At 37.5% G+C, this 26337-nt stretch carries 30 protein-coding genes; 21 read left to right on the forward strand and 9 right to left on the reverse strand.

From position 1 onward, the window contains the following. Positions 1 to 141: 141 nt before the first annotated feature. Entirely contained in the window at positions 142 to 2076 is a 1935-nt protein-coding gene (gyrB, locus tag DRF59_RS19455) for a DNA topoisomerase (ATP-hydrolyzing) subunit B (RefSeq protein WP_115964076.1), read from the reverse strand. A 234-nt stretch (positions 2077 to 2310) separates the two neighbouring features. Here gyrB and DRF59_RS19460 point away from each other — a divergent pair, with 234 nt between their 5' ends. From DRF59_RS19460 to DRF59_RS19470, 3 genes are read left to right on the forward strand one after another with little or no spacing between them, the layout of a single operon-like run. Next, the gene (locus DRF59_RS19460; protein WP_115964078.1) at positions 2311 to 3654 is read left to right on the forward strand and encodes a cytochrome ubiquinol oxidase subunit I; all 1344 of its coding nucleotides are present in this window, start codon (positions 2311 to 2313) and stop codon (positions 3652 to 3654) included. Further along, complete coding sequence (locus tag DRF59_RS19465; RefSeq protein ID WP_115964080.1) at positions 3651 to 4655, forward strand: cytochrome d ubiquinol oxidase subunit II; 1005 nt, start codon at positions 3651 to 3653, stop codon at positions 4653 to 4655. The genes DRF59_RS19460 and DRF59_RS19465 overlap by 4 nt, the downstream gene beginning before the upstream one ends. Before the next feature lie 5 nt (positions 4656 to 4660). Continuing rightward, positions 4661 to 5176, forward strand: a complete 516-nt coding sequence (locus tag DRF59_RS19470; protein WP_115964082.1) for a ClbS/DfsB family four-helix bundle protein — start codon at positions 4661 to 4663, stop codon at positions 5174 to 5176. A 36-nt stretch (positions 5177 to 5212) separates the two neighbouring features. Here DRF59_RS19470 and lysS read toward each other — a convergent pair whose 3' ends face one another. The 4 genes from lysS to DRF59_RS19490 form a co-directional block, all read right to left on the reverse strand. Then, positions 5213 to 6910 carry a lysine--tRNA ligase gene (gene lysS / locus DRF59_RS19475; protein WP_115964084.1) on the reverse strand — a complete coding sequence of 566 codons (1698 nt, stop codon included), beginning with the start codon at positions 6908 to 6910 and terminating at the stop codon, positions 5213 to 5215. 170 nt (positions 6911 to 7080) lie between these two features. Then, positions 7081 to 8010 carry a 23S rRNA (adenine(1618)-N(6))-methyltransferase RlmF gene (gene rlmF, locus DRF59_RS19480; RefSeq protein ID WP_115964086.1) on the reverse strand — a complete coding sequence of 310 codons (930 nt, stop codon included), beginning with the start codon at positions 8008 to 8010 and terminating at the stop codon, positions 7081 to 7083. A gap of 3 nt (positions 8011 to 8013) precedes the next feature. Further along, the gene (locus DRF59_RS19485) at positions 8014 to 8388 is read right to left on the reverse strand and encodes a c-type cytochrome (protein ID WP_115964088.1); all 375 of its coding nucleotides are present in this window, start codon (positions 8386 to 8388) and stop codon (positions 8014 to 8016) included. After that, on the reverse strand, positions 8388 to 8603 hold the full coding sequence (locus DRF59_RS19490) for a hypothetical protein (RefSeq protein ID WP_115964090.1): 216 nt from the start codon (positions 8601 to 8603) through the stop codon (positions 8388 to 8390). The genes DRF59_RS19485 and DRF59_RS19490 overlap by 1 nt, the downstream gene beginning before the upstream one ends. 206 nt (positions 8604 to 8809) lie before the next feature. Here DRF59_RS19490 and DRF59_RS19495 point away from each other — a divergent pair, with 206 nt between their 5' ends. The 14 genes from DRF59_RS19495 to DRF59_RS19560 all read left to right on the forward strand — a co-directional run bounded on the left by DRF59_RS19495 (position 8810) and on the right by DRF59_RS19560 (position 20253). Continuing rightward, complete coding sequence (locus DRF59_RS19495; RefSeq protein WP_115964092.1) at positions 8810 to 9265, forward strand: cupin domain-containing protein; 456 nt, start codon at positions 8810 to 8812, stop codon at positions 9263 to 9265. A gap of 78 nt (positions 9266 to 9343) precedes the next feature. Continuing rightward, positions 9344 to 9988: a hypothetical protein gene (locus DRF59_RS19500; protein ID WP_115964094.1), complete on the forward strand. Its 645-nt coding sequence runs from the start codon at positions 9344 to 9346 to the stop codon at positions 9986 to 9988. A gap of 238 nt (positions 9989 to 10226) precedes the next feature. Beyond that, positions 10227 to 11651 carry an anthranilate synthase component I family protein gene (locus DRF59_RS19505; RefSeq protein ID WP_115964096.1) on the forward strand — a complete coding sequence of 475 codons (1425 nt, stop codon included), beginning with the start codon at positions 10227 to 10229 and terminating at the stop codon, positions 11649 to 11651. 32 nt (positions 11652 to 11683) lie between these two features. After that, the gene (locus DRF59_RS19510; protein WP_115964098.1) at positions 11684 to 12286 is read left to right on the forward strand and encodes an anthranilate synthase component II; all 603 of its coding nucleotides are present in this window, start codon (positions 11684 to 11686) and stop codon (positions 12284 to 12286) included. 41 nt (positions 12287 to 12327) lie between these two features. After that, entirely contained in the window at positions 12328 to 13314 is a 987-nt protein-coding gene (trpD, locus tag DRF59_RS19515) for an anthranilate phosphoribosyltransferase (protein WP_115964174.1), read from the forward strand. A gap of 39 nt (positions 13315 to 13353) precedes the next feature. Continuing rightward, positions 13354 to 14127 (forward strand): indole-3-glycerol phosphate synthase TrpC, encoded by a 774-nt coding sequence (trpC, locus tag DRF59_RS19520; RefSeq protein WP_115964100.1) that lies wholly within the window; start codon positions 13354 to 13356, stop codon positions 14125 to 14127. Positions 14128 to 14139: 12 nt separating this feature from the next. Continuing rightward, a complete protein-coding gene (locus DRF59_RS19525; RefSeq protein ID WP_115964102.1) occupies positions 14140 to 14799 on the forward strand; it encodes a phosphoribosylanthranilate isomerase in 660 nt (219 codons plus the stop codon). Between the two features lie 13 nt (positions 14800 to 14812). Continuing rightward, positions 14813 to 15325, forward strand: a complete 513-nt coding sequence (locus DRF59_RS19530; RefSeq protein WP_115964104.1) for a hypothetical protein — start codon at positions 14813 to 14815, stop codon at positions 15323 to 15325. Continuing rightward, complete coding sequence (locus tag DRF59_RS19535) at positions 15322 to 15867, forward strand: GNAT family N-acetyltransferase (RefSeq protein ID WP_115964106.1); 546 nt, start codon at positions 15322 to 15324, stop codon at positions 15865 to 15867. The genes DRF59_RS19530 and DRF59_RS19535 overlap by 4 nt, the downstream gene beginning before the upstream one ends. A gap of 3 nt (positions 15868 to 15870) precedes the next feature. Continuing rightward, entirely contained in the window at positions 15871 to 17049 is a 1179-nt protein-coding gene (gene trpB / locus DRF59_RS19540; protein WP_115964108.1) for a tryptophan synthase subunit beta, read from the forward strand. A gap of 97 nt (positions 17050 to 17146) precedes the next feature. Continuing rightward, entirely contained in the window at positions 17147 to 17881 is a 735-nt protein-coding gene (gene trpA / locus DRF59_RS19545; RefSeq protein ID WP_115964110.1) for a tryptophan synthase subunit alpha, read from the forward strand. A 31-nt stretch (positions 17882 to 17912) separates the two neighbouring features. Next, on the forward strand, positions 17913 to 18641 hold the full coding sequence (gene lipB / locus DRF59_RS19550) for a lipoyl(octanoyl) transferase LipB (protein ID WP_115964112.1): 729 nt from the start codon (positions 17913 to 17915) through the stop codon (positions 18639 to 18641). 270 nt (positions 18642 to 18911) lie between these two features. Next, positions 18912 to 19871 (forward strand): protein-glutamine glutaminase, encoded by a 960-nt coding sequence (locus tag DRF59_RS19555; RefSeq protein ID WP_115964114.1) that lies wholly within the window; start codon positions 18912 to 18914, stop codon positions 19869 to 19871. A 70-nt stretch (positions 19872 to 19941) separates the two neighbouring features. Next, entirely contained in the window at positions 19942 to 20253 is a 312-nt protein-coding gene (locus DRF59_RS19560) for a hypothetical protein (protein WP_115964116.1), read from the forward strand. Positions 20254 to 20259: 6 nt separating this feature from the next. On the opposite strand, the gene DRF59_RS19565 is transcribed toward DRF59_RS19560, so the two are convergent. Further along, the gene (locus tag DRF59_RS19565) at positions 20260 to 21012 is read right to left on the reverse strand and encodes an SDR family oxidoreductase (RefSeq protein ID WP_115964118.1); all 753 of its coding nucleotides are present in this window, start codon (positions 21010 to 21012) and stop codon (positions 20260 to 20262) included. A 310-nt stretch (positions 21013 to 21322) separates the two neighbouring features. Here DRF59_RS19565 and DRF59_RS19570 point away from each other — a divergent pair, with 310 nt between their 5' ends. The 4 genes from DRF59_RS19570 to DRF59_RS19585 all read left to right on the forward strand — a co-directional run bounded on the left by DRF59_RS19570 (position 21323) and on the right by DRF59_RS19585 (position 23473). Continuing rightward, the gene (locus DRF59_RS19570; protein WP_115964120.1) at positions 21323 to 21955 is read left to right on the forward strand and encodes an NAD(P)H-dependent oxidoreductase; all 633 of its coding nucleotides are present in this window, start codon (positions 21323 to 21325) and stop codon (positions 21953 to 21955) included. A 32-nt stretch (positions 21956 to 21987) separates the two neighbouring features. Then, positions 21988 to 22425 carry a MarR family winged helix-turn-helix transcriptional regulator gene (locus tag DRF59_RS19575; protein WP_115964122.1) on the forward strand — a complete coding sequence of 146 codons (438 nt, stop codon included), beginning with the start codon at positions 21988 to 21990 and terminating at the stop codon, positions 22423 to 22425. After that, on the forward strand, positions 22422 to 22847 hold the full coding sequence (locus DRF59_RS19580; protein WP_115964124.1) for an organic hydroperoxide resistance protein: 426 nt from the start codon (positions 22422 to 22424) through the stop codon (positions 22845 to 22847). The genes DRF59_RS19575 and DRF59_RS19580 overlap by 4 nt, the downstream gene beginning before the upstream one ends. A 191-nt stretch (positions 22848 to 23038) precedes the next feature. After that, positions 23039 to 23473 carry a hypothetical protein gene (locus DRF59_RS19585; RefSeq protein ID WP_115964126.1) on the forward strand — a complete coding sequence of 145 codons (435 nt, stop codon included), beginning with the start codon at positions 23039 to 23041 and terminating at the stop codon, positions 23471 to 23473. A 47-nt stretch (positions 23474 to 23520) separates the two neighbouring features. Here the strand turns inward: DRF59_RS19585 and DRF59_RS19590 are convergent, their stop codons facing one another. From DRF59_RS19590 to DRF59_RS19600, 3 genes are all read right to left on the reverse strand, one after another. Then, positions 23521 to 24156 (reverse strand): peptide deformylase, encoded by a 636-nt coding sequence (locus DRF59_RS19590; RefSeq protein WP_115964128.1) that lies wholly within the window; start codon positions 24154 to 24156, stop codon positions 23521 to 23523. A 158-nt stretch (positions 24157 to 24314) separates the two neighbouring features. Continuing rightward, positions 24315 to 25187: a ChaN family lipoprotein gene (locus DRF59_RS19595; RefSeq protein ID WP_115964130.1), complete on the reverse strand. Its 873-nt coding sequence runs from the start codon at positions 25185 to 25187 to the stop codon at positions 24315 to 24317. A 120-nt stretch (positions 25188 to 25307) separates the two neighbouring features. Beyond that, positions 25308 to 26336: a hemin-degrading factor gene (locus tag DRF59_RS19600; protein WP_115964132.1), complete on the reverse strand. Its 1029-nt coding sequence runs from the start codon at positions 26334 to 26336 to the stop codon at positions 25308 to 25310. Position 26337: the final 1 nt, after the last annotated feature.

The following is a 26337-nucleotide window of genomic DNA, read 5'->3' on the forward strand; positions in this document are numbered from 1 at the left end:
CAAATGCATAACCAGTCACAAATTAAAATGAAAACCTATAAAAACAAAAACCAAAGTAATAGTAAAATTACTCTGGTTTAATTATTTATTTTTGTACTTAAATCTGTATCAGATTTTCAGGACTAGTCATTTTAAAAACGTTTATGCATCAATTTTTGCATATTTCGCATTTTTCTCGATAAACTCTCTTCTTGGCGGAACCTCATCTCCCATCAACATTGAGAAAATACTGTCTGCTTCCACGGCATTATCAATGGTTACCTGCTTCAGAATTCTGTGTTCCGGGTTAAGAGTAGTTTCCCAAAGCTGCTCAGGGTTCATTTCACCAAGACCTTTGTAACGCTGTACTTCTACTCCTTTACCATCCGGAGACATTTCTAAAGTAAACTCTTCACGTTCTTTTTCGTTGTAAGCATATACTTTTTTGTTTCCTTTCTTTAACAGGTATAAAGGCGGTTGAGCAATATAGATATAACCGTTCTCAATAAGCTCTTTCATGTATCTGAAGAAGAATGTCAGAATCAACGTAGAAATGTGAGATCCGTCAATATCGGCATCCGTCATGATAACGATCTTGTGGTATCTCAATTTTGATAAGTTCAATGCTTTGCTGTCTTCCTCTGTTCCTACAGAAACTCCAAGAGCTGTATAGATATTTCTGATCTCTTCGTTATCATATACTTTATGAAGCATCGATTTTTCTACATTCAGGATTTTACCTCTTAACGGTAGAATTGCCTGGAAGTGTCTGTCTCTCCCTTGCTTTGCTGTTCCTCCAGCGGAGTCTCCCTCTACAAGGAAAATCTCAGATTCTGCCGGATCTTTTGATGAACAGTCAGATAGTTTTCCCGGAAGACCAGAACCTCCCATCGGAGATTTTCTCTGAACCATTTCACGGGCTTTCTTGGCTGCCTGTCTTGCTTTTGCTGCCAAAACCACTTTCTGAACGATCTGCTTCGCTTCATTAGGGTTTTCTTCAAGAAAGTTGGTAAGCATCTCACCTACAATTTTATCTACAGCCCCTGAAACTTCAGAGTTTCCTAATTTTGTTTTAGTCTGTCCTTCAAACTGAGGTTCCATTACCTTTACGGAAACTACAGCAGTTAATCCCTCACGGAAGTCATCTCCTGTAACTTCTACTTTTTCCTTCTGTGGAATCCCTAAATCATCAGCATATTTCTTAAGCGTTCTTGTCAAAGCACGTCTGAAACCTGCCAGGTGAGTTCCCCCTTCATGGGTGTTGATGTTATTTACATAAGAGTGAAGATTCTCATTGAAAGAAGTGTTGTAACGCATTGCTACTTCTACAGGAATATCATCTCTTTCTCCTTCCATGAAGATTACATGTTCCATGATAGATTCACGGTTACCGTCAATGTAAGCAACGAACTCCTTCAAACCACCTTCAGAATGAAAAACCTCTGAACGGAAAGATCCGTCTTCCAGTTTCTCCCTTTCGTCAGTAAGGGTAATTGTAATTCCTTTATTAAGGTAAGAAAGCTCTCTTAGACGGCTTGCTAATGTATCGTAATTGTAAACTAATTCTGTAAATATAGTATCATCCGGCTGGAAAAACTGCTTGGTTCCCCTTTTTTCGCTGTGACCGATCTCTTCAACGCCTGTCTGTGCTTTTCCTCTTGAATAAATCTGCTGATAAACGTTCCCGTCTCTGTAAACAGTAGTGATCATCTCATTGGAAAGTGCATTCACACACGAAACTCCAACCCCGTGAAGACCACCCGAAACCTTATAAGAGTCTTTATCGAACTTACCTCCGGCTCCGATTTTAGTCATTACAACTTCAAGGGCTGATTTCTGCTCTTTTTCGTGGAAATCAACCGGGATACCTCTACCGTTATCACTTACTTCAATTCCGTTTCCTTCCTTGATGCTAACGAAGATCGTATCACAGTATCCTGCCAAAGCTTCGTCAATAGAGTTATCTACTACTTCATAAACCAAGTGGTGAAGTCCTCTGACTCCTACATCACCAATGTACATTGAAGGACGCATACGAACGTGCTCCATTCCTTCCAATGCCTGAATACTACTAGCTGTATATTGTTTCTGACTCATATTAAATATTAAAAATCCTGCTAAATGCAAAGACTTACAAATATCGTGATTTTTTTCGAGGTATGAAAGTTAAAAAGTGTCAAAAAAATGTAGAGTTTTCTTATCTAAAACATAAAGAACAGGATGCCTGTAAAAGATTCAAAATTAAATGGTATTCCTGAAATACCAGCTGTTGTAAATCATATTCAACATCAATAATTTATGCGTAAATTTATTTACTTAAAAGTTGAGATTATGGATGATTTTATTGCAGCCCGGTCCCAGATGGCCTTATCTCTGGGTTTCCATATTATTTTTTCCTGTGTAGGTATGGTAATGCCCTTTTTAATGGCTTATGCCCACTGGAAATACTTAAAAACCGATAATGAAGTATATAAAGGACTTACCAAGGCATGGAGCAAAGGTGTTGCCATCCTTTTTGCAACGGGAGCTGTTTCCGGAACTATGCTTTCTTTTGAACTAGGGCTGCTGTGGCCCGGATTTATGAAACATGCCGGACCTATCTTCGGAATGCCTTTTTCTTTAGAGGGGACGGCTTTTTTCATTGAAGCCATTGCCATCGGATTCTTTTTATACGGATGGGAAAGATTCAACAAATGGTTTCACTGGTTCTGCGGATTTTTAGTGGGAATAAGCGGACTTGCTTCCGGAATTCTTGTTGTTGCTGCCAACGCATGGATGAATTCCCCTTCCGGCTTTGATTATATAAATGGCCAGTACCTTAATATAGATCCGATTAAAGCGATGTTCAATGATGCATGGTTTCCTCAGGCTCTTCACATGACGGTTGCTGCTTTTTGTGCAACAGGATTTGCAGTTGCAGGAGTTCATGCTTTTATGATCATGCGAAAGAGAAATATTGAGTTTCATACCAAAGCGTTTAGAATTGCTGTAGGATTTGCTCTTATCGGAGCTTTTGGAGCCCCCTTGAGTGGCGATGTTGCTGCTAAATCTGTGGCAGAGAGACAACCTATTAAACTGGCTGCTATGGAAGCGCATTTTGAAACTGAAAAAGGAGCTTCGTTCGTGATCGGTGGAATTCCTGATGAGGAAAAAGAAGAAGTGAAATATGCAGTGAAAATTCCAAAAGTCTTAAGCTTTCTGGTAAGCAACGATTTCAATTCCGAAGTAAAAGGTCTTAAGGATTTTCCGAAAGATGAGTGGCCTCCGATTGCAGTTGTTCATTATGCTTTTCAGATCATGATCTTCTTTGGTGTCGTAATGATAGTTATCGGAGCTGTCTATTTGTATGCCTTCTTCTTCAGAAAAGAATGGCTGAATAAAAACTGGCTGTTAAAAACCTTCCTCATTGCTACACCTTTTGGTTATATTGCGCTGGAAGCAGGATGGACCGTAACTGAAGTCGGAAGACAGCCATGGATTATATACGGCATTATGAGAACTGTAGATGCCGTAACCCCGATGCCGGGAATACAATATTCATTTTATTTCTTCACCGCAATTTTTGTATCCTTATCACTGATCCTGATTTTCCTTTTAAAAAGGCAGATTCAGATGGTACCGAAACTTTACGACCCTACCGACTCTCAGTTTAACGATAAAAACAAAAAATCATGATTTACATTGTAATAGGTTTTCTCTGGCTTTCCATCTGTCTTTATATTATTCTGGGAGGGGCTGATTTCGGAGCTGGAATTGTAGAGCTTTTTACCAATAAAAAAGCCCGTCATAAGACCAAGGAAATCATGTATGAATCTATAGCTCCTGTATGGGAAGCTAATCATATGTGGCTGATCATTGCGATTGTAATCCTCTTCGTAGGCTTTCCTCAAATTTATACTACGATGTCTACCTATCTTCATATTCCTCTGGTCCTTATGCTTTTAGGAATTATTGCAAGGGGAACAGCATTTACGTTCAGACATTATGATGCCGTAAAGGATAACTGGCAGGTATTATATACTCAGATCTTTTATTATGCAAGCCTTTTAACACCTTTCTTTTTGGGATTAATTGCTGCTGCAACGGTTTCGCATTCCATTAATCCTGACGCCGTTGGTTTTCTTGATTTGTATATATTCAGCTGGCTGAACTGGTTTGGGGTTTCCGTCGGCTTATTTACCGTATCACTCTGTGCTTATCTTGCTTCTATTTTCTCTTTGAGAGAAACACGTGATAAAGCTGATCTTTTATTGATGATAAGAAAATCAAAACAGACAATGATCTTTGTAGTGGTTACAGGAATTCTGGTATTTGTTACCGCCTATACTTCGGATATTCCTCTTTTGATGTGGATATTCTCTAAACCTTTAGGAATTATGGCTATAGCCTTTGCAACCATTGCATTACTGCTTATTCTAAGAGCAATGAATCGCCAAAAACTTCTGCCCGTACGTGCATTGGCAGGGTTTCAGATAGTAATGATTTTAGTAGCTGCGACGTATCAGCATAATCCTAATATTATTTTGTTAGGGAACGGACAGCATCTATCTTTACTGGAACACATGGCACCCGAAAAAACGATTGCTGCATTGGGATGGGCCCTGATGCTGGGTTCATTATTTATTCTTCCGTTTTTATTTTACCTGATGGCTTCTTTCAGTAAACTGAGAAAATAGTAAATATGCAGGGTTATAAGGATAAAAAAGAGCTTATTGAAGAACTAAAGAAAAGATATGAGCTCTATGATCAGGAATTTAACGATATAAAAGAAGAGGAAAAAGATCTTCTGCAGCCAGGAGTTGATAAAACCCCATCACAAAATATTTCCTATCAGTTAGGCTGGACTCATCTGCTTTTACAATGGGAATCTGATGAAAAAAACGGAATTGAAGTAAAAACTCCTACTCCTGATTATAAATGGAATAACCTGGGAGGGTTGTACCAGTCTTTTTATAATCAATATGGTTCTCATACTTTACAAGAACAAAGAGAACTGCTTCGAAATCAGGTGGATGAAATTATCAACTGGATAGAAAGCCTTGATGATGATACAGTATTTATTTCCGGCAAAAGAAAATGGGCAACAACACCCGCTCAGTGGCCGGTCTGGAAATGGATTCATATTAATACCGCAGCTCCGTTTAAAAGCTTCAGGACACAGCTCCGGAAATGGAAAAAAGAAAAAGGTACAGCATAGCACTGTACCTTTTTTATTTATATTTTCTGAGAAATCTTAAGCCAGTTTCATCAAAAGATTTTCGTCAATTTTCTCTACTTTCACAATATTGTTCTTTGTCAAAGTTTTGGAAGCTTTATCCCATTTTTTACCGGATAACTGGCTTCTTTCTTTTACTTCAGCCAAAGCCATCGGCTCTTCCTGGGAATTAAGGATTTCAAGGATTACTTTTTCATCTTCCCCTAATTCAATCTGTGGAGCAGCTTTTTCCGGTCTCATCTGAGGGAAGAATAATACTTCCTGGATAGAGGCATTATTCGTTAAGAACATGATTAATCTGTCCATACCAATTCCTAATCCTGAAGTTGGCGGCATACCGTATTCCAATGCTCTCAGGAAGTCCTGATCGATAAACATTGCTTCATCATCTCCTCTTTCAGATAAAGCCATCTGTGCTTCAAAACGCTCCCTCTGATCGATAGGATCATTAAGCTCTGAATAAGCGTTTGCGATTTCTTTACCACACACCATTAATTCAAAACGCTCTGTTAAACCTTCCTTGCTTCTGTGTTTTTTTGTCAGCGGAGACATTTCAATCGGATAATCTGTAATGAAAGTCGGCTGAATGAAGTTTCCTTCACATTTTTCACCGAAAATCTCATCAATTAATTTTCCTTTACCCATCGTCTCATTTACTTCAATACTGATAGACTTGGCAAAATCATATAATTCCTGCTCAGTTTTTCCTGTAATATCGAAACCTGTAAATTTAAGGATCGCTTCCGTCATGGAAACTCTTGGATAAGGAGCTTTGAAATCCACTTCATGTTCCCCAAAGGTAGCTTTTGTGGTTCCGTTTACCTGGATCGCACAGAATTCCAGTAATTTCTCAGTGAAATCCATCATCCAGTTGTAATCTTTGTAAGCCACATAGATTTCCATAGCAGTAAATTCCGGGTTGTGTGTTCTGTCCATCCCTTCATTTCTGAAGTTTTTGGAGAACTCATATACTCCGTCAAAACCACCTACGATCAGTCTTTTCAGATATAATTCGTTGGCAATTCTTAAATATAATGGAATATCCAGCGCATTGTGGTGTGTGATGAACGGTTTAGCTGCTGCTCCACCAGGAATTGACTGAAGAATTGGAGTTTCCACTTCAAAATATCCTGCATCATTAAAGAAAGTTCTCATGGCATTGAACAATTTTGTTCTCTTCACGAAAATTTCTTTCACCTGTGGATTTACCGTTAAATCTACATAACGCTGTCTGTATCTTAATTCAGGATCTGTAAAGCCGTCATGTACAACTCCATTTTCATCTGTTTTAGCCTGAGGCAGCGGACGTAAAGCTTTTGTAAGAAGGGTAAAGTTTTTTACTAAAACCGTCTTTTCTCCTACCTGAGTGGTAAACAATTCTCCTTCGATACCGATAATATCACCGATATCCAAAAGGTGCTTGTATACTTCATTATATAGTTCTTTATCTTCACCCGGACAGATCTCATCCCTGTTGAAGTAAACCTGGATTTTTCCTTTAGAATCCTGCAATTCTGCAAAAGAAGCCTTCCCCTGAATTCTGCGGGACATCAATCTACCAGCGATCTTCACCTGTTTACTTTCAGAAAAATCCTGTTTTATAGATTCTGTAGTATCTGTAATTGTATACTCATCCGCAGGGAACGCATTAATCCCCATTTCAGTAAGCTTGTTCAGCTTTTCTCTTCTAATGATTTCTTGTTCTGATAATTGCATTTCTTATTTTTCTAAAAGCGTACAAATTTAGGCATTTTTGACTTGACCGTCAATGGCTTTTTTAAGAAATTTTAAAAAGTGAACAGGAATGGAGTTAAGATGCCGGATACGGTGCAGGGTAAGGAGATCCGGATATACACTCCCGTGCTATTAATCTTAAACTTTAAACTTTAAACAGTCCAATTTTTTCTCTCTTTTTGAGGAATGAATGTCCAGGCCAGTATTCTGCTTACTTTTTGTCCCTGGGCCATATCAATGGTTTTCATTTCTGTAGATTTTACCTTCTTTAAAAGATTCATCAGTTTATTAAGATTATCTTTTTTAGAAACCAGACATGTGAACCAAAGAACCTGGGACGAAAATAATGTACTTTCATTAATCATTTTTGTAATAAACGCCAGTTCACCGCCTTCGCACCACAGTTCAGACTGCTGGCCGCTGAAATTAAGAAGAGGTTTGGATTTCTTTGATTTATTAAGGTTTTTTGTTTTCCTGATATTCCCTTTCATGGCAGACTCTTCAGAATCATGAAAAGGAGGATTGCACATTGTAAAGGTAAACTTGTCGTCAGGTTTGATAATATTGACAAAAACATGGTCTGCATCAGGCTGACTTTCCAGCTGAATAACGGAACACAGATCCGGGTTCTGATCTAAAATATGCTGAGCATTTTTCAAAGAATCCTGATTGATATCTATTCCAAGCATCGTCCAGCCATAAGACCTGTGACAGATTAATGGATACACGAGATTGGCTCCCGTTCCTATATCCAGACCTTTTACAGAATTTCCGGCCGGAATCTTATCAGGATGTTCGGCTAAGAGATCAGCAATATAATGTACATAATCTGCTCGTCCCGGAATGGGCGGACAAAGATTGGTGTCCGGAATATCCCAGCCTTTGATCTGATAAAAGTGTAAAAGCAGAGCTTTGTTGAGCAGTTTGACTGCTTGTGGAATGCTGAAATTAATGGTTACCGTCTGATAAGCATTAACGAAAACATAGTGTTTCAGTTCCGGCACACAAGAAATTAGCTGATCAAAATCATAGGGATCACGATGCAGGTTTCTTGTGTGCAGACTGGATTTTTCAGCGGACATATTTTATTTCTTCTGACTCAAAATATATTCCACCATTTTTTTGGCATCTTCTTTAGACACCTGTGGATGGGCAGCCATAGGCACACTTCCCCATACTCCACTGCCGCCTTCTATAATTTTGGAAGCTAACAATTCCGTATCTTTTTCAGAATACTTCCCTGCAATTTCCTGATAAGAAGGTCCTATCATTCTCTCATTAACAGAGTGGCATCCTGAGCAATCTAATGTTTCGATGATCTGATCGCCGGAAAGAGTAGATTTTACAGGTTCTGAAACGGTAACCGTCTCAGAAGAAGCCGCCACTTCTGTTGTATTTTCTTTTTTAGAACAGGAAAGGATCATCAGACCCATTATCCCTGCCAAAAGTATTTTTTTCATTATTTTTTCGCTGTAGAATCTGTTTTAGCAGCTTCAGGAACAGTAGCAGCCGGAGTTTCAGCCGGAGCAGCAGGCTTAGCGGTAGAATCTACAACAGTGGCAACTTCCGGTTCTTCAAGCATGGTATTGCTGTCCTGTAATGAATGATCTACTTTTTTTGAGCAGTTTACTACTAATAAACCTCCGATAAATGCAATTGCTAATACTTTTTTCATTGTTTTCTAATTTGGAAGCAAAAATATAAAAAATAAACTTTTAAACTGATGACAAATGTCTTCTTTAAAGAATATTTTAGATCTTTAATTAATTAGCACACTGAAAAATAATTCAAAATAAAGGGAATTTTAATTCAGATCATTATTTTTGTAAAATATTGTTCAGATCTTCAAAATGAAAAAATAATACCTTAAAAACAAAACTTATGACCAGAAAAAATTTATCCGGAGCTTTAATTGTTTTAGCTTCTTCTCTCATTCTTTCTACATGTGACAACTCCTCATCATACGATGAAAAATCAGAATACTCTGATAAAATTGAGTCTGTGACCTTATTAAAATCAACTAAATCCTGGGACGGAACGCTGTATAACAGTTATCCCGGCGGGCAACCTGAAGTTTCCGTTCTCAGAATATCCGTACCTCCCAATAAAGCATTGGACTGGCATAAACATCCGGTCATCAATGCAGCCTACATAGAAAAAGGAGAAATTCAGATAGAAAGGAAAGATGATGGAAGAACTCAATGGGTAAAACAGGGGCAGGCCCTTCCGGAAGTCGTAAATACGGCCCATAGAGGAAAAACCGGAGATAAGGGAGCAACTTTAATTGTTTTCTACAGCGGGACCACTGATCTTCCGCTCTCGGAACCTGTTCACTAAATACCTTTTAAAACAGAATTTTTGAAATTCATTTTAATCCTTATTGAGAATTCAACAGAATAATATTAAATTTAAACTATGATTCTAATTTCAAAAATTCTGTTTTTCACCAGTCATCATGGTTTTTATACTGTGATTCTGTTGTTTGCATTCTTTGGTGGGCTTTTCTACCTGACCAAAAAAGCCTGGTTTTTGATTCCGATTATTCCCCTGGCAATATTAAACGGATTCGGAGGACAATTCCTAAACGCCTGGTTCCTGAATAAATACGGAGTGGAAAGTACGGCTATAATCACCTCTGACGTACAGACTAATTCTACTTTAAACGACATGTATATCCATGATTACGAAGCTATTGTAAAGAAACAGGACGGAAAATACATATCCACTTTTTTCTCTACTACAACAGCTTCAATTTACCCTATTGAAAATGCTATCAGAATTCCTCAAGCAGAAGTCCCCTTTCCCGTAAAGTATATTCCGGGATATGAAAAGAATGTTGTAATCCTTTACAATCAGTCTGAAGAAGGACAAGCAGCTCTTAAATATTCAAAACTTGCACCGGTAAATTCTGCAAAAATTAAATATGAGGCAGACAGAGCCAATAAGGAATTTATTAAAGAATATATATCAGCATTGGAAGAGTATGTAAAAGACTATGATGACGAAGCTTACAAGGAAAAAATCAAGGAATTAAAATATGAACTTGAACAGCTCAAATAAGAGATTTCATATTAATTTTTTATATTTTTTACCTTTTATATTGAAAAAATTTCTACATTTGCCTCATGTTTAATATGAGCAACAATATTTGGTGGTGGCTTTCAAACTCTTCGTCGGGTCTGAAAGTATTGTCACGTTGTTAAATATACAGCAGAAATAATTAAATAAACAATATATAGGCTTTGACGGATACCGTTGAAGCCTTTTTTTATTCCTTAATCTTAATAAAAACAAAAAGATGTTTACAGACACAATCAAAATAAAAACTGTTTCGAAAAAAGCACTTGGAGACCTTCATACTCCAATGAATATTTACCTCAAGATCAGGGATAAATTCCGTGATACGATTCTTCTGGAAAGTTCAGATTCAAAAAGTATTGATAATAATTTTTCCTTTATTGCGGTAAATGCCATTGCCGGAATTGAAGTGAAAAACCTCAACGAATATGAAATCAAACTTCCTGCATCTGCTCCTGTAAAGCAGTTTATTATGGAACGAAATATCACAGATATATTTGAAGATTTCCGCAATATTTTTAAATGTGAACCCACCAATGACGCAATAGAGCAAACCGCTCAGAGCCTTTTTGGATATACAAGCTTTGAAGCCGTACAGTTTTTTGAAAACATCAGCCTTAAAGCACAAAGCAAAGAAGTCGAAATTCCTGTCCTGAGATACAGATTATACCAATATGTAATCGCGATCAATCATTTCAATGATGAAATGTATCTTATTGAAAATTTTATTGATGGGGTAAAATCTGAGCTTCACCTGTTGGAAAATCTTATTAAAAATCAGAATACTCCTGTTTATCCTTTCGAGAAAACAAGTGAGGAAACCTCCAATATTACAGATGAAGAGTATATTGAACTGGTAAAAACAGCACAGAAACATTGCATGCGTGGGGACGTTTTCCAGCTGGTTCTTAGCAGAAGATTTGAACAGAAATTCAAAGGTGATGAGTTCAATGTTTACCGTGCTTTGAGAAATATCAACCCTTCCCCATACCTCTTCTATTTTGATTACGGAAATTACAAATTATTCGGTTCCAGCCCTGAAAGCCAGTTAATCATTAAAGATAATAAAGCCATCATCCATCCGATTGCCGGAACATCCAAAAGAACGGGAAATTTTGAAGCAGACCTTGAAGCCATTGAAGTTCTGAAAGCCGATCCTAAAGAAAATGCAGAACATACCATGCTGGTAGATCTGGCAAGAAATGATCTGGGAAAGCTTGGAAAAAATGTAACGGTTACTAAACTTAAAGAAATCCAGCTGTTCTCTCACGTAATTCACATGGTAAGCGAAGTGACTGCAGATGTTTCTGATGACATTAATCCTCTTGAAATGGTGTCTGCCACTTTTCCTCAGGGAACCCTTAGTGGCGCACCTAAGCATAAAGCACTTCAGCTGATCAATCAATATGAAAAAGATTCCAGGGGCTATTACGGCGGCTGTATCGGAATCATCGGTCTGAACGGAACCTGCAACCAGGCTATTATGATCAGGACTTTCTTAAGTAAAAACAATACCTTATTTTATCAGGCAGGTGCCGGACTGGTGGCAAAATCGGTTCCGGAAAATGAACTGCAGGAAGTCAACAATAAACTGAATGCCCTTAAAAAAGCCGTGGAAAAAGCAGAAAAAATAGTTGAAATTTAATCGATCCCAACACTTACAAATTAACAAGAACAATGAACAACACTATAAACTCTCAGCAGTCATCGCTTAAAGTCCTCGTTTTTGATAACTATGACAGCTTCACATACAATCTTGTCCAGATTATTGAAAGAATTCTGAACCAAAAAGTGGATGTAGTAAGAAATGACGAAATTACCCTTGAAGAGATTGGAAAATATGACAAAATCATCCTTTCTCCCGGCCCCGGAATTCCTGAGGAAGCAGGTATTTTATTAAACCTTATTAAAGAATATGCTCCTACAAAAAGCATCTTTGGCGTATGTCTCGGCCAACAGGCTATCGCAGAAGCTTTCGGAGGAAGTCTGATCAATCTGTCTGAAATCTTTCACGGAGTGGCTACCACGACTGAGCTGGTGAAAGAAAATACCAAACTTTTCAAAGATTTGCAGTCTGGGCTGGAAGTGGGAAGATACCACAGCTGGGCAGTAAATCCGGAAGGTTTCCCGGAAGAGCTGGAAATCACTGCTGTAGATAAAGACGGAATGATCATGGCTTTACAGCACAAAATGTATGATGTACATGGTGTACAGTTTCACCCTGAAAGCATTTTGACGCCCGAGGGTGAAGTGATCATTAAAAATTTCCTATTGTCATGAAAACTTTAGAAACTCCTTCAACAACTATAAAAACACCTCAAATGAAAGAAATACTGCAATACCTGTTTAATCACAATACGCTTTCAAAATCAGAAGCCAAGGCTACGATGATTGAAATTGCTCAAAATAAGTTCAACTCCGCAGAGGTGACGGCCTTCATCAGTGTTTTCCTGATGAGAAATATTACCCTGAAAGAACTGGAAGGCTTCAGAGAAGCTTTATTACAGATGGCTATTCCTGTAAATATTGATGCCAGTGATGCTATTGATATCGTAGGAACCGGAGGTGACGGAAAAGACACTATCAATATCTCCACTCTGGCCAGCTTTGTAGTGGCCGGAGCCGGTCAAAGGGTAACAAAACACGGAAATTACGGAGCTTCTACCACTACAGGTTCATCTAATGTGCTGGAAGAATTGGGATATCAGTTTAAAAACAGCTCGGAACAATTGAATGAGGATCTTGAAAGAGCCAACATCTGCTTTTTGCATGCTCCTTACTTCCATCCTGCGCTGCAATCCGTGGGGTTATTGAGAAAATCTCTCGGATTAAGAACATTTTTTAATCTGTTGGGCCCGTTAGTGAATCCGGCCAAACCTAAATATTCGATGATCGGGGTTTATAATCTGGAAATTGCAAGAATTTATCAGTATCTCCTTCAAAAAGAAGAACGTGAGTTCATTCTGGTACATGGCCTTGACGGATATGACGAAATAAGCCTTACAGACGACAGCAAAATCATTACAAAAAACGGTGAAGAGATCTATTCTGCAGAAGATTTAGGCTTCAATCCTGTAACACTCGAAGATATTAAAGCTGGTAGTTCTATTCAGGAGACAGCAAAAATATTTATGAATATCCTGGAAGGGAAAGGTACGGAACAGCAGAACTCTGTAATTCTTGCCAATGCCTCAACAGCACTTTACCATACCCACAAATTCGGGACCTATGATGATTGTTTGCTGTTAGCTCAGGAAAGCCTGCTAAGCGGAAAAGCTTTAAATAGTTTTAACCTTTTAATTAATTAAAAGCTAAAAATCACAATTGACTAATTTTAAACACACGAAATGACCATACTGGATAAAATTATTGAACGAAAAAAAGAGGAAGTTGCATCAGCTCAATCAAAAATACCTCTTGATCATCTAAAAGACAATGCTTTTTTCAGGAGAGAAACAATTTCTCTGAAAGAATCCATCAAAAATAAAAGTGGAATTATCGCAGAGTTTAAAAGACAGTCTCCGTCAAAAGGTATCATTAACAACAATGTAGAGCCGATAGACATAGTTTCTGCTTACGAAAAATTTGGAGCCAGCGGAATTTCTATCCTCACTGATCATGATTTTTTCGGAGGAAATTTAAATGATGTTCTCAGTGTAAGAAATGACATCAACATTCCGATTCTGCGTAAAGATTTCATGATTGATGAGTATCAGTTCTATGAAGCTAAAAGCATTGGTGCTGATGTTGTTCTACTGATTGCATCTTGCCTTTCACCAGCTCAGGTACAGGAATTCACAGACCTTGCTCATGAGCTGAAAATGGAAGTTCTATTGGAAATTCATACGGAAAATGAACTGAAACATTTCAATTCAAAAATTGACTTGGTGGGGATCAATAATAGGAATCTTAAAGATTTTAAAGTAAATCTTCAGCATTCTGTTCAGCTGAAAAACCAGCTTCCAAAAGAAGTTCTGTCTGTTGCAGAAAGTGGTATTTACAACCTTGAAGATTTTAAGTTTTTAAAGGAAAAAGGATTTGACAGCTTCCTGATGGGTGAATATTTTATGAAAAATACAAATCCGGCTAAAGCGTTTGAAGAATTTGCTTCTCAAATTTAAATATAATTAATAATGAATCGGCAACCTCAGCTCAAAGTCTGCGGACTCACAAAACCGGACCAGATTCAGGAATTGATTTCTATGGATGTAGATTTCCTGGGTTTTATCTTCTATGAAAAATCACCGAGATATGTTTTGAATCATCTGGGTGCGGAAGAGATTTCAGCTATTGATCATCATGGAAAAACTGGTGTTTTCGTCAATGAAAAATTGGATATCATTCTACAGATGGTGCAAAAAGCCGGATTAAATTTTGTTCAGCTTCATGGCGATGAAAGTGATGATTTCATTGTTGAACTAAGACAAAAAATGAGTCCTAAAGTCAGGATCATCAAAGTGATAAGAATAGGGAATGATGATGCGGAGAGCAAAAATAGAATAACACAGACCATAGCAAAAGACCTTCCTGTAGATTATTACCTGTTTGATACAGACAGCAAAGCCTTTGGTGGAACGGGAAAACAATTTGACTGGAATATTCTGAATGAATTTACTATTACACTACCCTACTTTTTAAGCGGTGGGATTTCAGAAGACAACATCGGGAATATTGGAATGTTGAAACAGCAGCCTTTTGCACTGGATATCAATTCAAAATTTGAAACAGAGCCCGGACATAAAAATATCAACAGGATAAGAGAATTTAAAAACCTGTATCAGCAGAATAAATAATTAAAAAAACACAATGATGAACATACATTTGCTAAAAAAGACATTTTACAAAACATTATTTCCGCCTAAATTCGGGAATGAAAAAATCCAGAACCTGTACCATTTTGTTGCAGAGAACGACAGTAATACAGAACATTGGGAAGTGGGTGGATTATTGTCTGATTTCATTTGTATTATTAAAGATTTTGAGGAAGGAGACATCCAGTACTTTTTTGAAAGAATCAGCCTGTGGAACAGCTATTATCTGGTTATTATTTCGGATAAATTTTTAGAAAACCATGTCAGATCAGTAGTAAAGTATGACTTAGGGTTAATTTATGCTAAAATATTTTTACTTTATGACGATTCTGATTCTTATTATTTGATTGATAATCTCGAAATTGCCATCACGATGTATCAGTCAAAAATAGATAAAGCAACCTTAATAGATTTAATGCACAAAATTGAGTTGTTATATTATAAAAAACTGATCACCAAACAACAATATGACTACCATCTTACATTTATTAATAGTTTAAACTCATGAAATATCAGATAAAAGAAACTCAGGATTTAAAGGAAAAGGAAATTGAACATATTTTGCAGCTATGGGATATTTCTGCATGGAACGCCATGAAATCTGCCTATTTTATTACTTTTTTCAAATATTCGGAATTTCATTTCCTGCTGGATGCGGATGAAAATATACTGGCGGTTTTGCGGGTGAATTTTGATTTTACCTTAAAAATAGCAGACAATGAATATTCCTTTGCAGAAGTGGTAGGACTTGTCTCTGCCCATAAAAAGAAAGGATATGGAGCGGCTTTGGTTCGTCATTTCAAAGAAAATGCCACACAAAGAAATCTGGAGGCAATAGGTTTCTGTCATTCAGATCTTCGTCCTTTTTATGAAAAATGTGATATTGAAATACTCCATGACAAAGCCAAAATGATCAAAGAAAGTATCGGCTCGGAATGGGTGAATTCTGAAGATGATGATATTTTGATTTTTCACACCACACAGGAAAGAAAAGAACTGCTCAACCAGCTGAGCCCGCAAAACAATGCTTATTTAATGACTAAAGAATAAAAAATGAATTATAAAAACCCCGATGAACACGGATATTATGGAGAGTTTGGAGGTGCTTTTATCCCCGAAATGCTCTATCCGAATGTAGAAGAATTGCAAAAAAACTATCTTGAAATTATAGAGTCTGAAGATTTTCAGGCTGAATATCAGGATTTGCTTACCAATTATGTAGGACGCGCTACGCCACTATATTTAGCTAAAAATCTAAGCCAGAAATACAATACCCGGATCTATCTGAAACGGGAAGACCTCAACCATACCGGAGCCCATAAAATCAATAATGCCCTGGGACAGGTCCTTCTGGCAAAACGTCTCGGAAAAAGGAGGATTATTGCTGAAACCGGAGCCGGGCAGCATGGTGTTGCCACTGCTACAGCGTGTGCTCTATTGGGTTTACAATGCATCGTTTATATGGGAGAAATTGATATCCAGAGACAGGCCCCGAATGTGGCGAGAATGAAAATGCTGGGTGCTGAAGTTGTAGCAGCCACTTCAGGTTCAAAAACCTTGAAAGATGCAGTGAATGAAGCCCTGAGAGACTGGATCAACAATCCTGTAACAACACATTATGTGATCGGAAGTGTGGTGGGCCCTCACCCGTTCCCGGATCTTGTGGCGAGGTTCCAGAGTATCATTTCAAAGGAAATCAGAGAACAGCTTAAAGAAAAGACCGGAAGAGAAAATCCTGATTATGTGATTGCCTGTGTAGGCGGTGGGAGTAATGCTGCCGGGACCTTCTATCATTTTGTAGAAGAAAAGGAAGTAAAAATTATTGCTGCAGAAGCGGGAGGACTGGGTGTAGATTCAGGAAAGTCTGCTGCCACTACATTTTTAGGAACGCTTGGAGTACTTCACGGAAGCAAAAGCCTTGTAATGCAGACGGAAGACGGACAGGTCATTGAACCGCATTCAATTTCCGCAGGACTGGATTATCCTGGAATCGGGCCTTTTCATGCCCATTTATTTAAAGAAAAACGTGCTGAATTCTTTAGCATTAATGATGATGAAGCTTTGAAATGTGCTTTCGAGCTGACCAGACTGGAAGGAATTATTCCTGCATTGGAAAGTTCTCACGCTCTGGCTGTTCTGGATAAGAAGAAATTTAATGAAAATGATGTTGTGGTCATTTGTCTGAGCGGCCGTGGAGATAAGGATATGGAAACCTATTTGAAGAATCTGTAAAATATCGGATGTACAAAGTATAGTGTATTTCCGCCCCTGACTTTAATATCTACTTTATACATTGTACTTTGTACATTATACTTTAATACAATAAAAAATGAAAAAACTAAATATATACTTCACAGCAGGAATTCCACAACTGGAAGATACCGCTGATATTATACAACTGATTCAGGATTCGGGAGCAGATATGATCGAGATCGGAATGCCATATTCTGATCCTGTAGCAGACGGCCCTGTGATCCAGAAAGCTCACGAACTGGCTTTACAAAATGGAATGACCATTGAAAAACTGTTGTCACAATTAAAAGCCATAAAAAACGAAATCAGAATTCCTGTTATTCTGATGGGCTACATCAATCCGGTATTGAGTTTCGGATTTGAAAAGTTCTGTGCTGCATGTGCAGAAAGTGGTGTCTCAGGATTGATTCTTCCTGACCTTCCCCCTATTGAGTTTGAGAAAAATTATCAGTCTGTTTTAAAGCAGTACAATCTTAACTTTACCTTTCTGGTGACTCCGGAAACCTCTGATGAAAGAATGATCTATCTGGATTCATTAAGTTCAGGTTTTCTGTATGCAGTAAGCTCTTCATCTACAACAGGAAATGAAAATGCCATTTTAAAAAATGAAAACTACCTTTCCAGGGTAGCTTCCCTCCCACTTAAAAATCCTGTGATGATCGGATTCGGAATTAAATCGAAAGAGGATTTTGAAAATGTAACGGAAAAAGCAGACGGTGGTATTATCGGAACTGCTTTTGTCAATATCCTTCTGCATGATCAAGACTGGAAGAAAAGTGCCATAGATTTTATCCATTCCATAAAAGGGTAAAATTCACTAAATTTGTATATCAAAAATTGCAATGAATACAAATCAGAATAAAGTAGTAGAATTTGAAGATTTAGGGATCAGAGAATATCAGCCGGCCTGGGATTACCAGGAGCAACTGATGAAAAACATCATTGATACCAAAATAAAAAACAGAGATCTTCCTGCAGAACAGCATACCATTACGCCCAATCACCTTCTTTTTGTAGAACATCCTCACGTTTATACCTTAGGAAAAAGCGGACATGAAGAAAATATGCTTGCCGGTATTGATAAACTGAAAGAAATTGATGCTACTTTCGTGAAAGTAAACCGTGGCGGAGATATTACCTATCATGGCTACGGACAGGTTGTAGGCTATCCTATTCTGGATCTGGAAAATTTTTTTACAGATATTCATTTATATATGAGAAATCTGGAAGAAGTTATCATCAGAACCATTGCTGAATATGGCATTCAGGGGGAACGCTCTCCGGGAGAAACAGGAGTATGGCTGGATGTAGGAAAACCTTACGCCAGAAAAATGTGTGCTATGGGTGTGAAAGCCTCCCGATGGGTAACTCTTCATGGCTTCGCATTGAATGTAAATACAGACATGCGCTATTTTGAATACATCATCCCATGCGGTATCAAAGACAAGCAGGTGACTTCTTTAAAAAGAGAACTTGAAAGAGAACTGACGCCCGTAGAAATGGAAGAGCTGAAAGCCAAGATCAGAAAACATTTTGCCGATGTTTTCCAGGCAGAATTGGTTTATAAATAAACAAATTAAGATATACCCATAAGCCGGTTTCAAATGTGAGACCGGCTTTTTTATTTATAATTTTTTAATTTTCATTTTCCCGTCATTCATTAAAATCATAAGACTTTTTCAGCTTTTTACCTGTCATAAAATCAAAGATATAACAGAATATTTTATTTTCTGAAAAAAAATATTGTATATATTTTAATTTTTATTATTTTTAATATCACAAAATAGTGAACTATTATAATTAAAAGTTCACTGAAAATTAACCACCAAAATATAAAAACTATGAAAAAATTTCTGTTATCCATGATGGCATTTGTGACGATCCTGTCATTCAATGCCTGCTCTGATTCAAATGCCAGCCAGGACCCGAATCTTATCGCTAAGGAATCTAACGAAGTTGCAATGAAAGATTTCGGCAAAACTGTCCCGGTAGGGATTGAAAAAGAAAATGGAAAATTTAAAATCTCCTTTATGGTTACTGCCCAGCCATATGAAATCGCGGACAGTAAAGAAAATGCAGGTTATATTTCCATGATCAGACAGGCTGTTGAGAATGAAACTCCTGTTCATGTTTTCCTTGAAACCAATACGAATAAAATTGCAAAAGTAGAAAAGGCAACAGATGATGACATCCGTTATTTCAAATCTGTATTCAACAAGGAAGAAAGAGGGGAAAGCAGTAAGGCTGCAAGTGTAATTCCTAATCTTGCAACGCTAAACAGCCTTTTTGCTCAGATCAAAAACCAGGCTTGCGGGACTTCTACGGCATCTTCCCCATGCATTACGTTCAGATATCCTGTTGACGGATGCTATGCAAGAGCTCACAAAATGAGACAAATACTATTGAATGCAGGTTACGACTGTGAAAAGCAGTTCGTTTATGGCAATCTGAGAGCTTCTACAGGAACATGCTGCGTTTCATGGGTATACCACGTAGCAATTCTGGTAAGCTTCAAAAATGCTTCCGGGGTTGTTGAAAAAAGAATCATAGATCCTTCATTATTCTCCAGTGGTCCTGTAACTGATTCTGCATGGAGAGCTGCATGTACCAATACAAGCTGCGGATCTGCATCTGTATCTTCTTACGCCAATACAGCAGGAAATGTTTACTACAGAAGTCCGTCAGGTTCATTACTGTATGATAACAACTATGTGAATACCAATTGTGTATTGAATATATTCTCATCCCTATCCGGATGTTCTCCTTCCCCTGCACCAAGTGTAGCAAACTGTGGATTTTAACTGATTTATATAGAGCTCCTGCATTTATTTTGATACATTGCAGGAGCTTTTTTACTTAATACTTTTCATTATGAAAGCCTGGTCATATCTATTATTATTTTTTATTATGATTGCATCCTGTTCGGGTAATTCCAGTTCACAGAATTTAACCTGGTATAATAACGTCACTATTTCAGATATTACGGAAGATCCGGATAAACCTGATGAAGTAGTGCGTGTCGCCATTGGCATCAGTGCTCAGGTATTTTATCTTTCCAAAAAATCACCGGACTATAAGGCTCTTATGGAAAAAGCTACCCAAAGCTTTAAGAAAAGTAAGACTTATAATATAGGTATTGAAAATAAAACCAATATCATTAAAGAAATTAATGATATCAAGTAATCAGGGTTATCTGATCACGGAAATACCCGCATCTACTTTTACTTCAGCTCCGTGAATATACGATGCTTCATCCGAAGCCAGAAACAGTACTACATTAGCTATTTCTGAAGGTTCTCCCTGTCTTTTAAAAGGTATGGTAGGAATTATATCTTCAATAGCGCTTTCAATCTGTTCTCCGGTTAAACCTGTATTATTAAAAATATTGGTTCTAATATGACCGGGGCTTACTCCATTCACACGGATTCCCCGTTGTGTAAGTTCTACAGCTAAAGTTTTGATAAATGACTGCACCGCAGATTTTGCAGCAGAATATATCGAGAAATTAGGCATGGCAATATCTGTTGCTACTGAAGTATTGAAAATAACAGAACCTCCGCTTTTCATCAACGGCAACATCTGCTGTACGGTGAAAAAAGGACCTTTTACCAAAACATTGAAAAGTTCAACAAACTGATTTTCATCCACATATTCTACCGGAGCAAATTTTCCGTATCCTGCATTCGCAAAAACCAGATCAATCTGCTCTGTATATTTTCTAACCTCCTGCTGAATACTCATAAGATCTTTCATATTCCCGGCATTGGATACGATTCCGAAAGCATTTTTTTCAAGCTTCTCCAAAGCAGTGTTTACAGTTTCTTCACTTCTTCCTGTAATAATAACCGTTCCTCCTTCTTCAATGAATTTCTGAGCGGTAGCCAGTCCCATTCCATTCGTTCCGCCTGTAATCAGCGCGGTTTTGTTTTTAAATCTCTGCATTGTTTTTAATTTAAAATTCTATGGCAAAGATTGGAATACTAAGGTTTTGAAAAAATCCAGTTCTTGTGAAATTAAGCAAAACGATTAAAAACAAAGGCAAATAGCAATAGTGAACTTACTACAATACTTTTAACTGTTTGCATTTTGTTCCTCCATTTTTATCTTTATCAATAATTGCTATCAATAAAATCACTCAAAATTAAATTGTACACAATTAAATTGACCGTATATTTGTACTGTTAATTCAGCTGAACATAAAAGCTGAAATTTAAAAATCAACAAGTAGTTTAATTTAAAAACAAAAAGAAAAATGTCATTAATAGAAGATCTGAACTGGAGACATGCTGTAAAAGCTTATGATCCAACCAAAAAAGTTTCACAGGAAGACCTTAGCACTATTTTAGAAGCTGCAAGACTGGCTCCTACTTCATCGGGATTACAACCTTTCCGGGTTATTGTAGTTGAAAGCCAGGAACTGAAAGAAAAAATGGTAGCCGGAGCTTTAAACCCTGAAGTGATGAGAGATTCTTCTCACGTTTTGGTGTTTGCTGCATGGGACAGTTATTCCAATGAAAAAATTGACAAAGTTTATGATTATCATACTGACGTAAGAGATCTTCCAAGAGGCCGTTTCGGAAGCTATACTGATAAAATCAAAGAAATATATGGTGCACAGACTCCTGAAGAGCATTTTGCACACACTGCGCGCCAGACTTATATTGCATTAGGGATTGCCCTTGCTCAGGCTGCAGAACTTAAAATCGACAGTACGCCGGCAGAAGGATTCAGCAATGATGTTGTGGATGAAGTACTGGGACTAAGAGAAATGGGATTAAAAAGTGTAAGTCTTTTATATCTCGGATACCGTGATGAAGCTAATGACTGGCTTTCTACTATGAAAAAAGTCAGAATTCCAATGGATGAATTTATCATAAAAAAATAATACCTTCATCGAATCTTTCGTACTCAAAAATTATGGAAAATCCGAAAACACCCAAACTGGAAAACCAGATCTGCTTTCCACTGTACGTGATCGCCAAAGAGATTACGGGACTTTACCGTCCTTTTCTTGATGAACTGGGCATTACTTACCCACAGTATCTTGTCATGATGATATTATGGGATGAAGACGGACTTACAGTAAGCCACATCGGGGATAAACTGTTTCTGGACAGTGGTACGCTGACGCCTCTTCTTAAAAGGCTTGAGTCTAAAGGATTTATTACCCGAAAAAGAAAAAAAGAGGATGAAAGAGTAGTTGAAGTATTTTTAGACGAAGCGGGCAGGCAGCTTCAGCAGAAAGCCTGTGAAATTCCGGGGAAAATTCAGGAAAAACTGGGCATACAACCGGAAGAACTCCTGCACCTTAAAGACACGGTACTAAAAATATTAAACAAAATAGAAAATAAATGAAAACGTTATATACCACCCAGGTCACTGCAAAAGGAGGCAGAAACGGACATGTAAAGAGTGAAAACGGAGTATTGAATCTTGATGTAAGAATGCCGAAAGCTTTAGGAGGCGGCAATGATGATTTTGCCAACCCGGAAATGCTCTTTGCTGCAGGATATTCCGCATGTTTCGACAGTGCACTGAACAGAGTGATCAGTCTTTCTAAAGTAAAAACCGGGGAAACAACGGTAACAGCACAGGTAAGCATAGGACAACTTGAGAATGGCGGTTTTGGACTGGCAGCAGAACTGGATGTCAATATCCCTGGAGTTTCTATTGAAGAAGCTCAGGCGTTGACAGAAAAAGCACACCAGATATGTCCTTACTCCAATGCGACAAGAAATAATATGGAAGTAAAACTTTCTGTTACCAACAACGATTAATCCAATTTTTTTAAGCATAGTTATAGCGAAAGGAGCTGTTTCCATGGAAACAGCTCCTTTTTATTTTTTAATTTCCCGCAGATTTCGCAGATGGGCACAGATGATTGAGGATATTTTTATGTATATAGTGTTTAAGAATATCATTCATCATTTATAACTCAATATGATTTAAAATAGAGTAATTTTGTGTCATGGAAATCATTATAGATATTGTTTGTCAGGTGTATGCAGGACTAAAATCAAAAAAGACAATAGATCTCGTTCTGAAAACATTTCTTCCCGGTTATGAAAAATTAAATCTTAATTATACCTATCCCAGGCATGATAAAAATTATATCTTTAAAACAGAAGACGAAATGATAGGTTATTTCATCGAAAACCCTGCCCTTGACCAAACTTTTTACTGGAATAAATACCATGACAATCCTGATAAAATAATGGTAGGCGCAAATATTACTGAGGATGATAAACTTATTATAAGCTTAACAATGGATACTACTGAAGAAAAAAGGGATATGTATTTTAATCAGCTTAAAGAAATTTTACAATCCAATATCGGGGTAATTACCTATGTGGATCCCGCAGATTATGAAAATGGAGAAGATTTCATTGTAAAGTATGGTTAGAAAACAGAAATTTACCTGGCCTTATAACAACTTCTCATCATTCATCATCACCTTCTGTCTTTCATCAGATCGCTTTTCTGATAGGCATCTACTTTTTTATAGGAATCGTTTTTCTCTTTTTCTTTTTTATCAGAGATCAGGATTCCGAAAAGATGGTCGATTTCATGCTGGAAAATAACCGCTGTAAAACCTTCTACAATTTCTGAATATTTCTGTCCTTTCAGATCCACATATTCCAGCTGAATAACTTTACTTCTGTAAAACTGGTCTCTGAAATCAGGGATAGACAAATCACCTTCAGGACCAAGATTCTGCAGATCGGAACGCCAGACAATGACCGGATTAATAAAATACTCAAGTGGAGCCCCTTCTTTATCGAAACGCTGTACCCAGATGATCTTTCTGTTGATGCCTACTTGTGGAGCTGCAATTCCTACTCCACCGTCTGTTGACAGAAGAGATTCTTTCATCCTTTTTACCAGAACTGCTGTATTCGGATCAAGGGGATCTGCTTCTGCAGAAATGCTTAGCAAGGTTTTATGCTGATTGGAATCTGTGGTCTGATAGATCGGTAAGGCCGTATTCACATCACCCTGATTAATAATTGAAAGTTCGTGAGAAGTGAGTTTCTGGGCATTGAAAAATCCCATGAAAAAGATGAGCAGTACGGATAGTTTCTTCATGTTTTTTGAATGTTTTACAAAGGTAAATATTGTAGAATAAAAATGAGTAAATAAAATGGATTTTACATTTGGTTGAAACCGATAAAGTTTTGATATAAAAAAACGGGCTAAAGCCCGTCCCAATTAAATATTTCTTTACATTATTAATAGTTGGAATATTAAAAGGTCTTTGTCATATCTGCCGGAATAACCAGATTGAAGTCTGTCGGAATATAGTCTTTGGCAGGTACTTTCAGATCAGGATCTTCTGATTCAAAAACGGAGATGACAGCCATTTTCAGGTTTGGATTCTTCTGTTTGATATACCAATAGATTCCACCAAATTCTTTACTGTGATAGTTCCCGTTATAATGGATGAACGTCTTTCCAGCCTGATAGTTTTTAAGAATAGATTCAGCCATTGTTGCATCCTTTGTAGCCTGAGCTGAGATAAAATTCATCACTTTTGTTCCTTCTGCGTGATCTCCCATCATCTTTTTCATTTCCGGATATCCCGGAGTATCTAGAGTAACTCTGATAGGCAGCTGAGCAATATAGTTTTTCTCTTTTTCGCTTAATCTATTTAAAGATTCAAGTCCCTCTTTGGCGGTCTGTGAGGCATATCTTCTTGGGATATTGGTGGCGATAAATTTCAGCTTTTTATCTTTGGCAAAATCCACCAAAGGTTTATAATCTGTTGCATAATTGTTCCATAAACGGGCAGAATCTTTCAATGTCTTAGCATCAAACTTTCCATTTAAATACTGATCCAGTTGAACCTGATTGTCTCTTTCAAACATTTCAGCCCCTAAAATAAGCTGTCCGTTCTTTTTCGTAAACAAAGCTTCCGTAATTTTTAGCTGAAGCCAATGGTTGATGGAACTGTTATGATTTTCACCAAAAAAGACCACATCATATTCTGCGAGCTCTTTTACCAGCTTTTCTGTCTTTACTTCCTTTCCTTTTTTATCATAAAACTGATATGCCTTAAAGTCCTGAGCCTTCAATGAACAGAAGCCGGCTATCAGTATTGCTATGAAAATATTTTTCATTTTGTTTTTATAATTTAATTACAAATTACACAAATATTCTGGCACCTGCAGATTGTTTGTTATAAAAAAGACCGCTTTGAATCTTACAAACAAAACGGCCTCATTCAAATTATCTAATTATTATTTCTCTAAAGCTGCAATAAGATCCTTCCACTCCTGAAGTTCAGGAATTCCTGGTTTTCTCTTTCCAAAGAACTGAACGATAAAATCTCCTTCTTTGTTGAATACTTCAATAGCGGTTACTTCGCCGTCTTCAGTTGGTTTCTTAACGATCCAGGCTTCGGCAATTTTCGTTACATCAAGGTGCAGGTTGAAATCCGGATCCATCACGTTGAACCACTGCTGGTGCCATAGTGTTTTGTTTACATTTCCTGTGTGAATCTGGATAATTCCTCTGTTTCCAACGAAAACCATGATCGGAACGTTCTTTTCAGAAGCATCTTCAAGGATATTCACCACTTTCGCATTATCGATTTTCTTAGCAAATCCTTCCGGAGCCAGTCTTAAGGCCTGCGTTCTGCTTACTCCGTACTTTCTGGTCATCATGAAAAAATCGTGGGTGTCTTTCAATTCTGTCCATGCTTTTTTAAAGCCTTCCACATCAATGTCTGAATCTGCTTTTTCAGCCTGTTTTGGAGCTACAGCCTCAAATACAAATGCCTGGTTCTGGCCTTCCGCTTTAAATTTTTCTACAATTGTATCGAAAGCAACTTCGTTACTATCTTTTGTCAGATAAATCTTATGAAGTGCCAATCCGTCTTTTCCAAAAAACTGAAGGCTTTTCTTATCTCCTTCCACTACTGCAAAAGCAAACTTCCAATGATTAAGGAATATTCTGAGATCAATATCTTCCCCCACAAAAAGCTGGGCATGCGGGCTGCTGAAATCTCCATTCAGGTACGTTCCTTTTCTTTCATGAACACATTCATCGTTGCGGGTAAGCGCCATTACTTTTCCTAATTGCCCAGCTTCTGTAAGGATTCCCGGAAAATCCGGATTCAGCACTGTTACGCTTTCTCCTATGCCTGTCACTAATAATTCTGCTTCACTTACTCCCAGCTGTGTGGCTGCATTTCTTATTCTGATATGTGGATTTTCTGCTTTCAGAGCTTCCCATTTTTCCTTTAAATCATTAACTAATGTGCTCATT

The organism is Chryseobacterium flavum (assembly GCF_003385595.1).
Classification (GTDB): domain Bacteria; phylum Bacteroidota; class Bacteroidia; order Flavobacteriales; family Weeksellaceae; genus Chryseobacterium; species Chryseobacterium flavum.

What these genes read in the sequence shown, in the direction of transcription:
- DRF59_RS19570 (WP_115964120.1), top strand. Translation starts at nt 21,323, where the DNA reads ATGTCATTAATAGAAGATCTGAACTGGAGACATGCTGTAAAAGCTTAT.
- lipB (WP_115964112.1), top strand. Translation starts at nt 17,913, where the DNA reads ATGAATACAAATCAGAATAAAGTAGTAGAATTTGAAGATTTAGGGATC.
- DRF59_RS19465 (WP_115964080.1), top strand. Translation starts at nt 3,651, where the DNA reads ATGATTTACATTGTAATAGGTTTTCTCTGGCTTTCCATCTGTCTTTAT.
- DRF59_RS19555 (WP_115964114.1), top strand. Translation starts at nt 18,912, where the DNA reads ATGAAAAAATTTCTGTTATCCATGATGGCATTTGTGACGATCCTGTCA.
- trpC (WP_115964100.1), top strand. Translation starts at nt 13,354, where the DNA reads ATGACCATACTGGATAAAATTATTGAACGAAAAAAAGAGGAAGTTGCA.
- DRF59_RS19490 (WP_115964090.1), bottom strand. Translation starts at nt 8,603, where the DNA reads ATGAAAAAAGTATTAGCAATTGCATTTATCGGAGGTTTATTAGTAGTA.
- DRF59_RS19600 (WP_115964132.1), bottom strand. Translation starts at nt 26,336, where the DNA reads ATGAGCACATTAGTTAATGATTTAAAGGAAAAATGGGAAGCTCTGAAA.
- trpB (WP_115964108.1), top strand. Translation starts at nt 15,871, where the DNA reads ATGAATTATAAAAACCCCGATGAACACGGATATTATGGAGAGTTTGGA.
- DRF59_RS19495 (WP_115964092.1), top strand. Translation starts at nt 8,810, where the DNA reads ATGACCAGAAAAAATTTATCCGGAGCTTTAATTGTTTTAGCTTCTTCT.
- DRF59_RS19560 (WP_115964116.1), top strand. Translation starts at nt 19,942, where the DNA reads ATGAAAGCCTGGTCATATCTATTATTATTTTTTATTATGATTGCATCC.
- DRF59_RS19485 (WP_115964088.1), bottom strand. Translation starts at nt 8,388, where the DNA reads ATGAAAAAAATACTTTTGGCAGGGATAATGGGTCTGATGATCCTTTCC.
- DRF59_RS19500 (WP_115964094.1), top strand. Translation starts at nt 9,344, where the DNA reads ATGATTCTAATTTCAAAAATTCTGTTTTTCACCAGTCATCATGGTTTT.
- gyrB (WP_115964076.1), bottom strand. Translation starts at nt 2,076, where the DNA reads ATGAGTCAGAAACAATATACAGCTAGTAGTATTCAGGCATTGGAAGGA.
- DRF59_RS19585 (WP_115964126.1), top strand. Translation starts at nt 23,039, where the DNA reads ATGGAAATCATTATAGATATTGTTTGTCAGGTGTATGCAGGACTAAAA.
- DRF59_RS19580 (WP_115964124.1), top strand. Translation starts at nt 22,422, where the DNA reads ATGAAAACGTTATATACCACCCAGGTCACTGCAAAAGGAGGCAGAAAC.
- trpA (WP_115964110.1), top strand. Translation starts at nt 17,147, where the DNA reads ATGAAAAAACTAAATATATACTTCACAGCAGGAATTCCACAACTGGAA.
- DRF59_RS19510 (WP_115964098.1), top strand. Translation starts at nt 11,684, where the DNA reads ATGAACAACACTATAAACTCTCAGCAGTCATCGCTTAAAGTCCTCGTT.
- DRF59_RS19470 (WP_115964082.1), top strand. Translation starts at nt 4,661, where the DNA reads ATGCAGGGTTATAAGGATAAAAAAGAGCTTATTGAAGAACTAAAGAAA.
- DRF59_RS19595 (WP_115964130.1), bottom strand. Translation starts at nt 25,187, where the DNA reads ATGAAAAATATTTTCATAGCAATACTGATAGCCGGCTTCTGTTCATTG.
- DRF59_RS19525 (WP_115964102.1), top strand. Translation starts at nt 14,140, where the DNA reads ATGAATCGGCAACCTCAGCTCAAAGTCTGCGGACTCACAAAACCGGAC.
- DRF59_RS19505 (WP_115964096.1), top strand. Translation starts at nt 10,227, where the DNA reads ATGTTTACAGACACAATCAAAATAAAAACTGTTTCGAAAAAAGCACTT.
- DRF59_RS19575 (WP_115964122.1), top strand. Translation starts at nt 21,988, where the DNA reads ATGGAAAATCCGAAAACACCCAAACTGGAAAACCAGATCTGCTTTCCA.
- rlmF (WP_115964086.1), bottom strand. Translation starts at nt 8,010, where the DNA reads ATGTCCGCTGAAAAATCCAGTCTGCACACAAGAAACCTGCATCGTGAT.
- DRF59_RS19565 (WP_115964118.1), bottom strand. Translation starts at nt 21,012, where the DNA reads ATGCAGAGATTTAAAAACAAAACCGCGCTGATTACAGGCGGAACGAAT.
- lysS (WP_115964084.1), bottom strand. Translation starts at nt 6,910, where the DNA reads ATGCAATTATCAGAACAAGAAATCATTAGAAGAGAAAAGCTGAACAAG.
- DRF59_RS19460 (WP_115964078.1), top strand. Translation starts at nt 2,311, where the DNA reads ATGGATGATTTTATTGCAGCCCGGTCCCAGATGGCCTTATCTCTGGGT.
- DRF59_RS19535 (WP_115964106.1), top strand. Translation starts at nt 15,322, where the DNA reads ATGAAATATCAGATAAAAGAAACTCAGGATTTAAAGGAAAAGGAAATT.
- DRF59_RS19530 (WP_115964104.1), top strand. Translation starts at nt 14,813, where the DNA reads ATGATGAACATACATTTGCTAAAAAAGACATTTTACAAAACATTATTT.
- DRF59_RS19590 (WP_115964128.1), bottom strand. Translation starts at nt 24,156, where the DNA reads ATGAAGAAACTATCCGTACTGCTCATCTTTTTCATGGGATTTTTCAAT.
- trpD (WP_115964174.1), top strand. Translation starts at nt 12,328, where the DNA reads ATGAAAGAAATACTGCAATACCTGTTTAATCACAATACGCTTTCAAAA.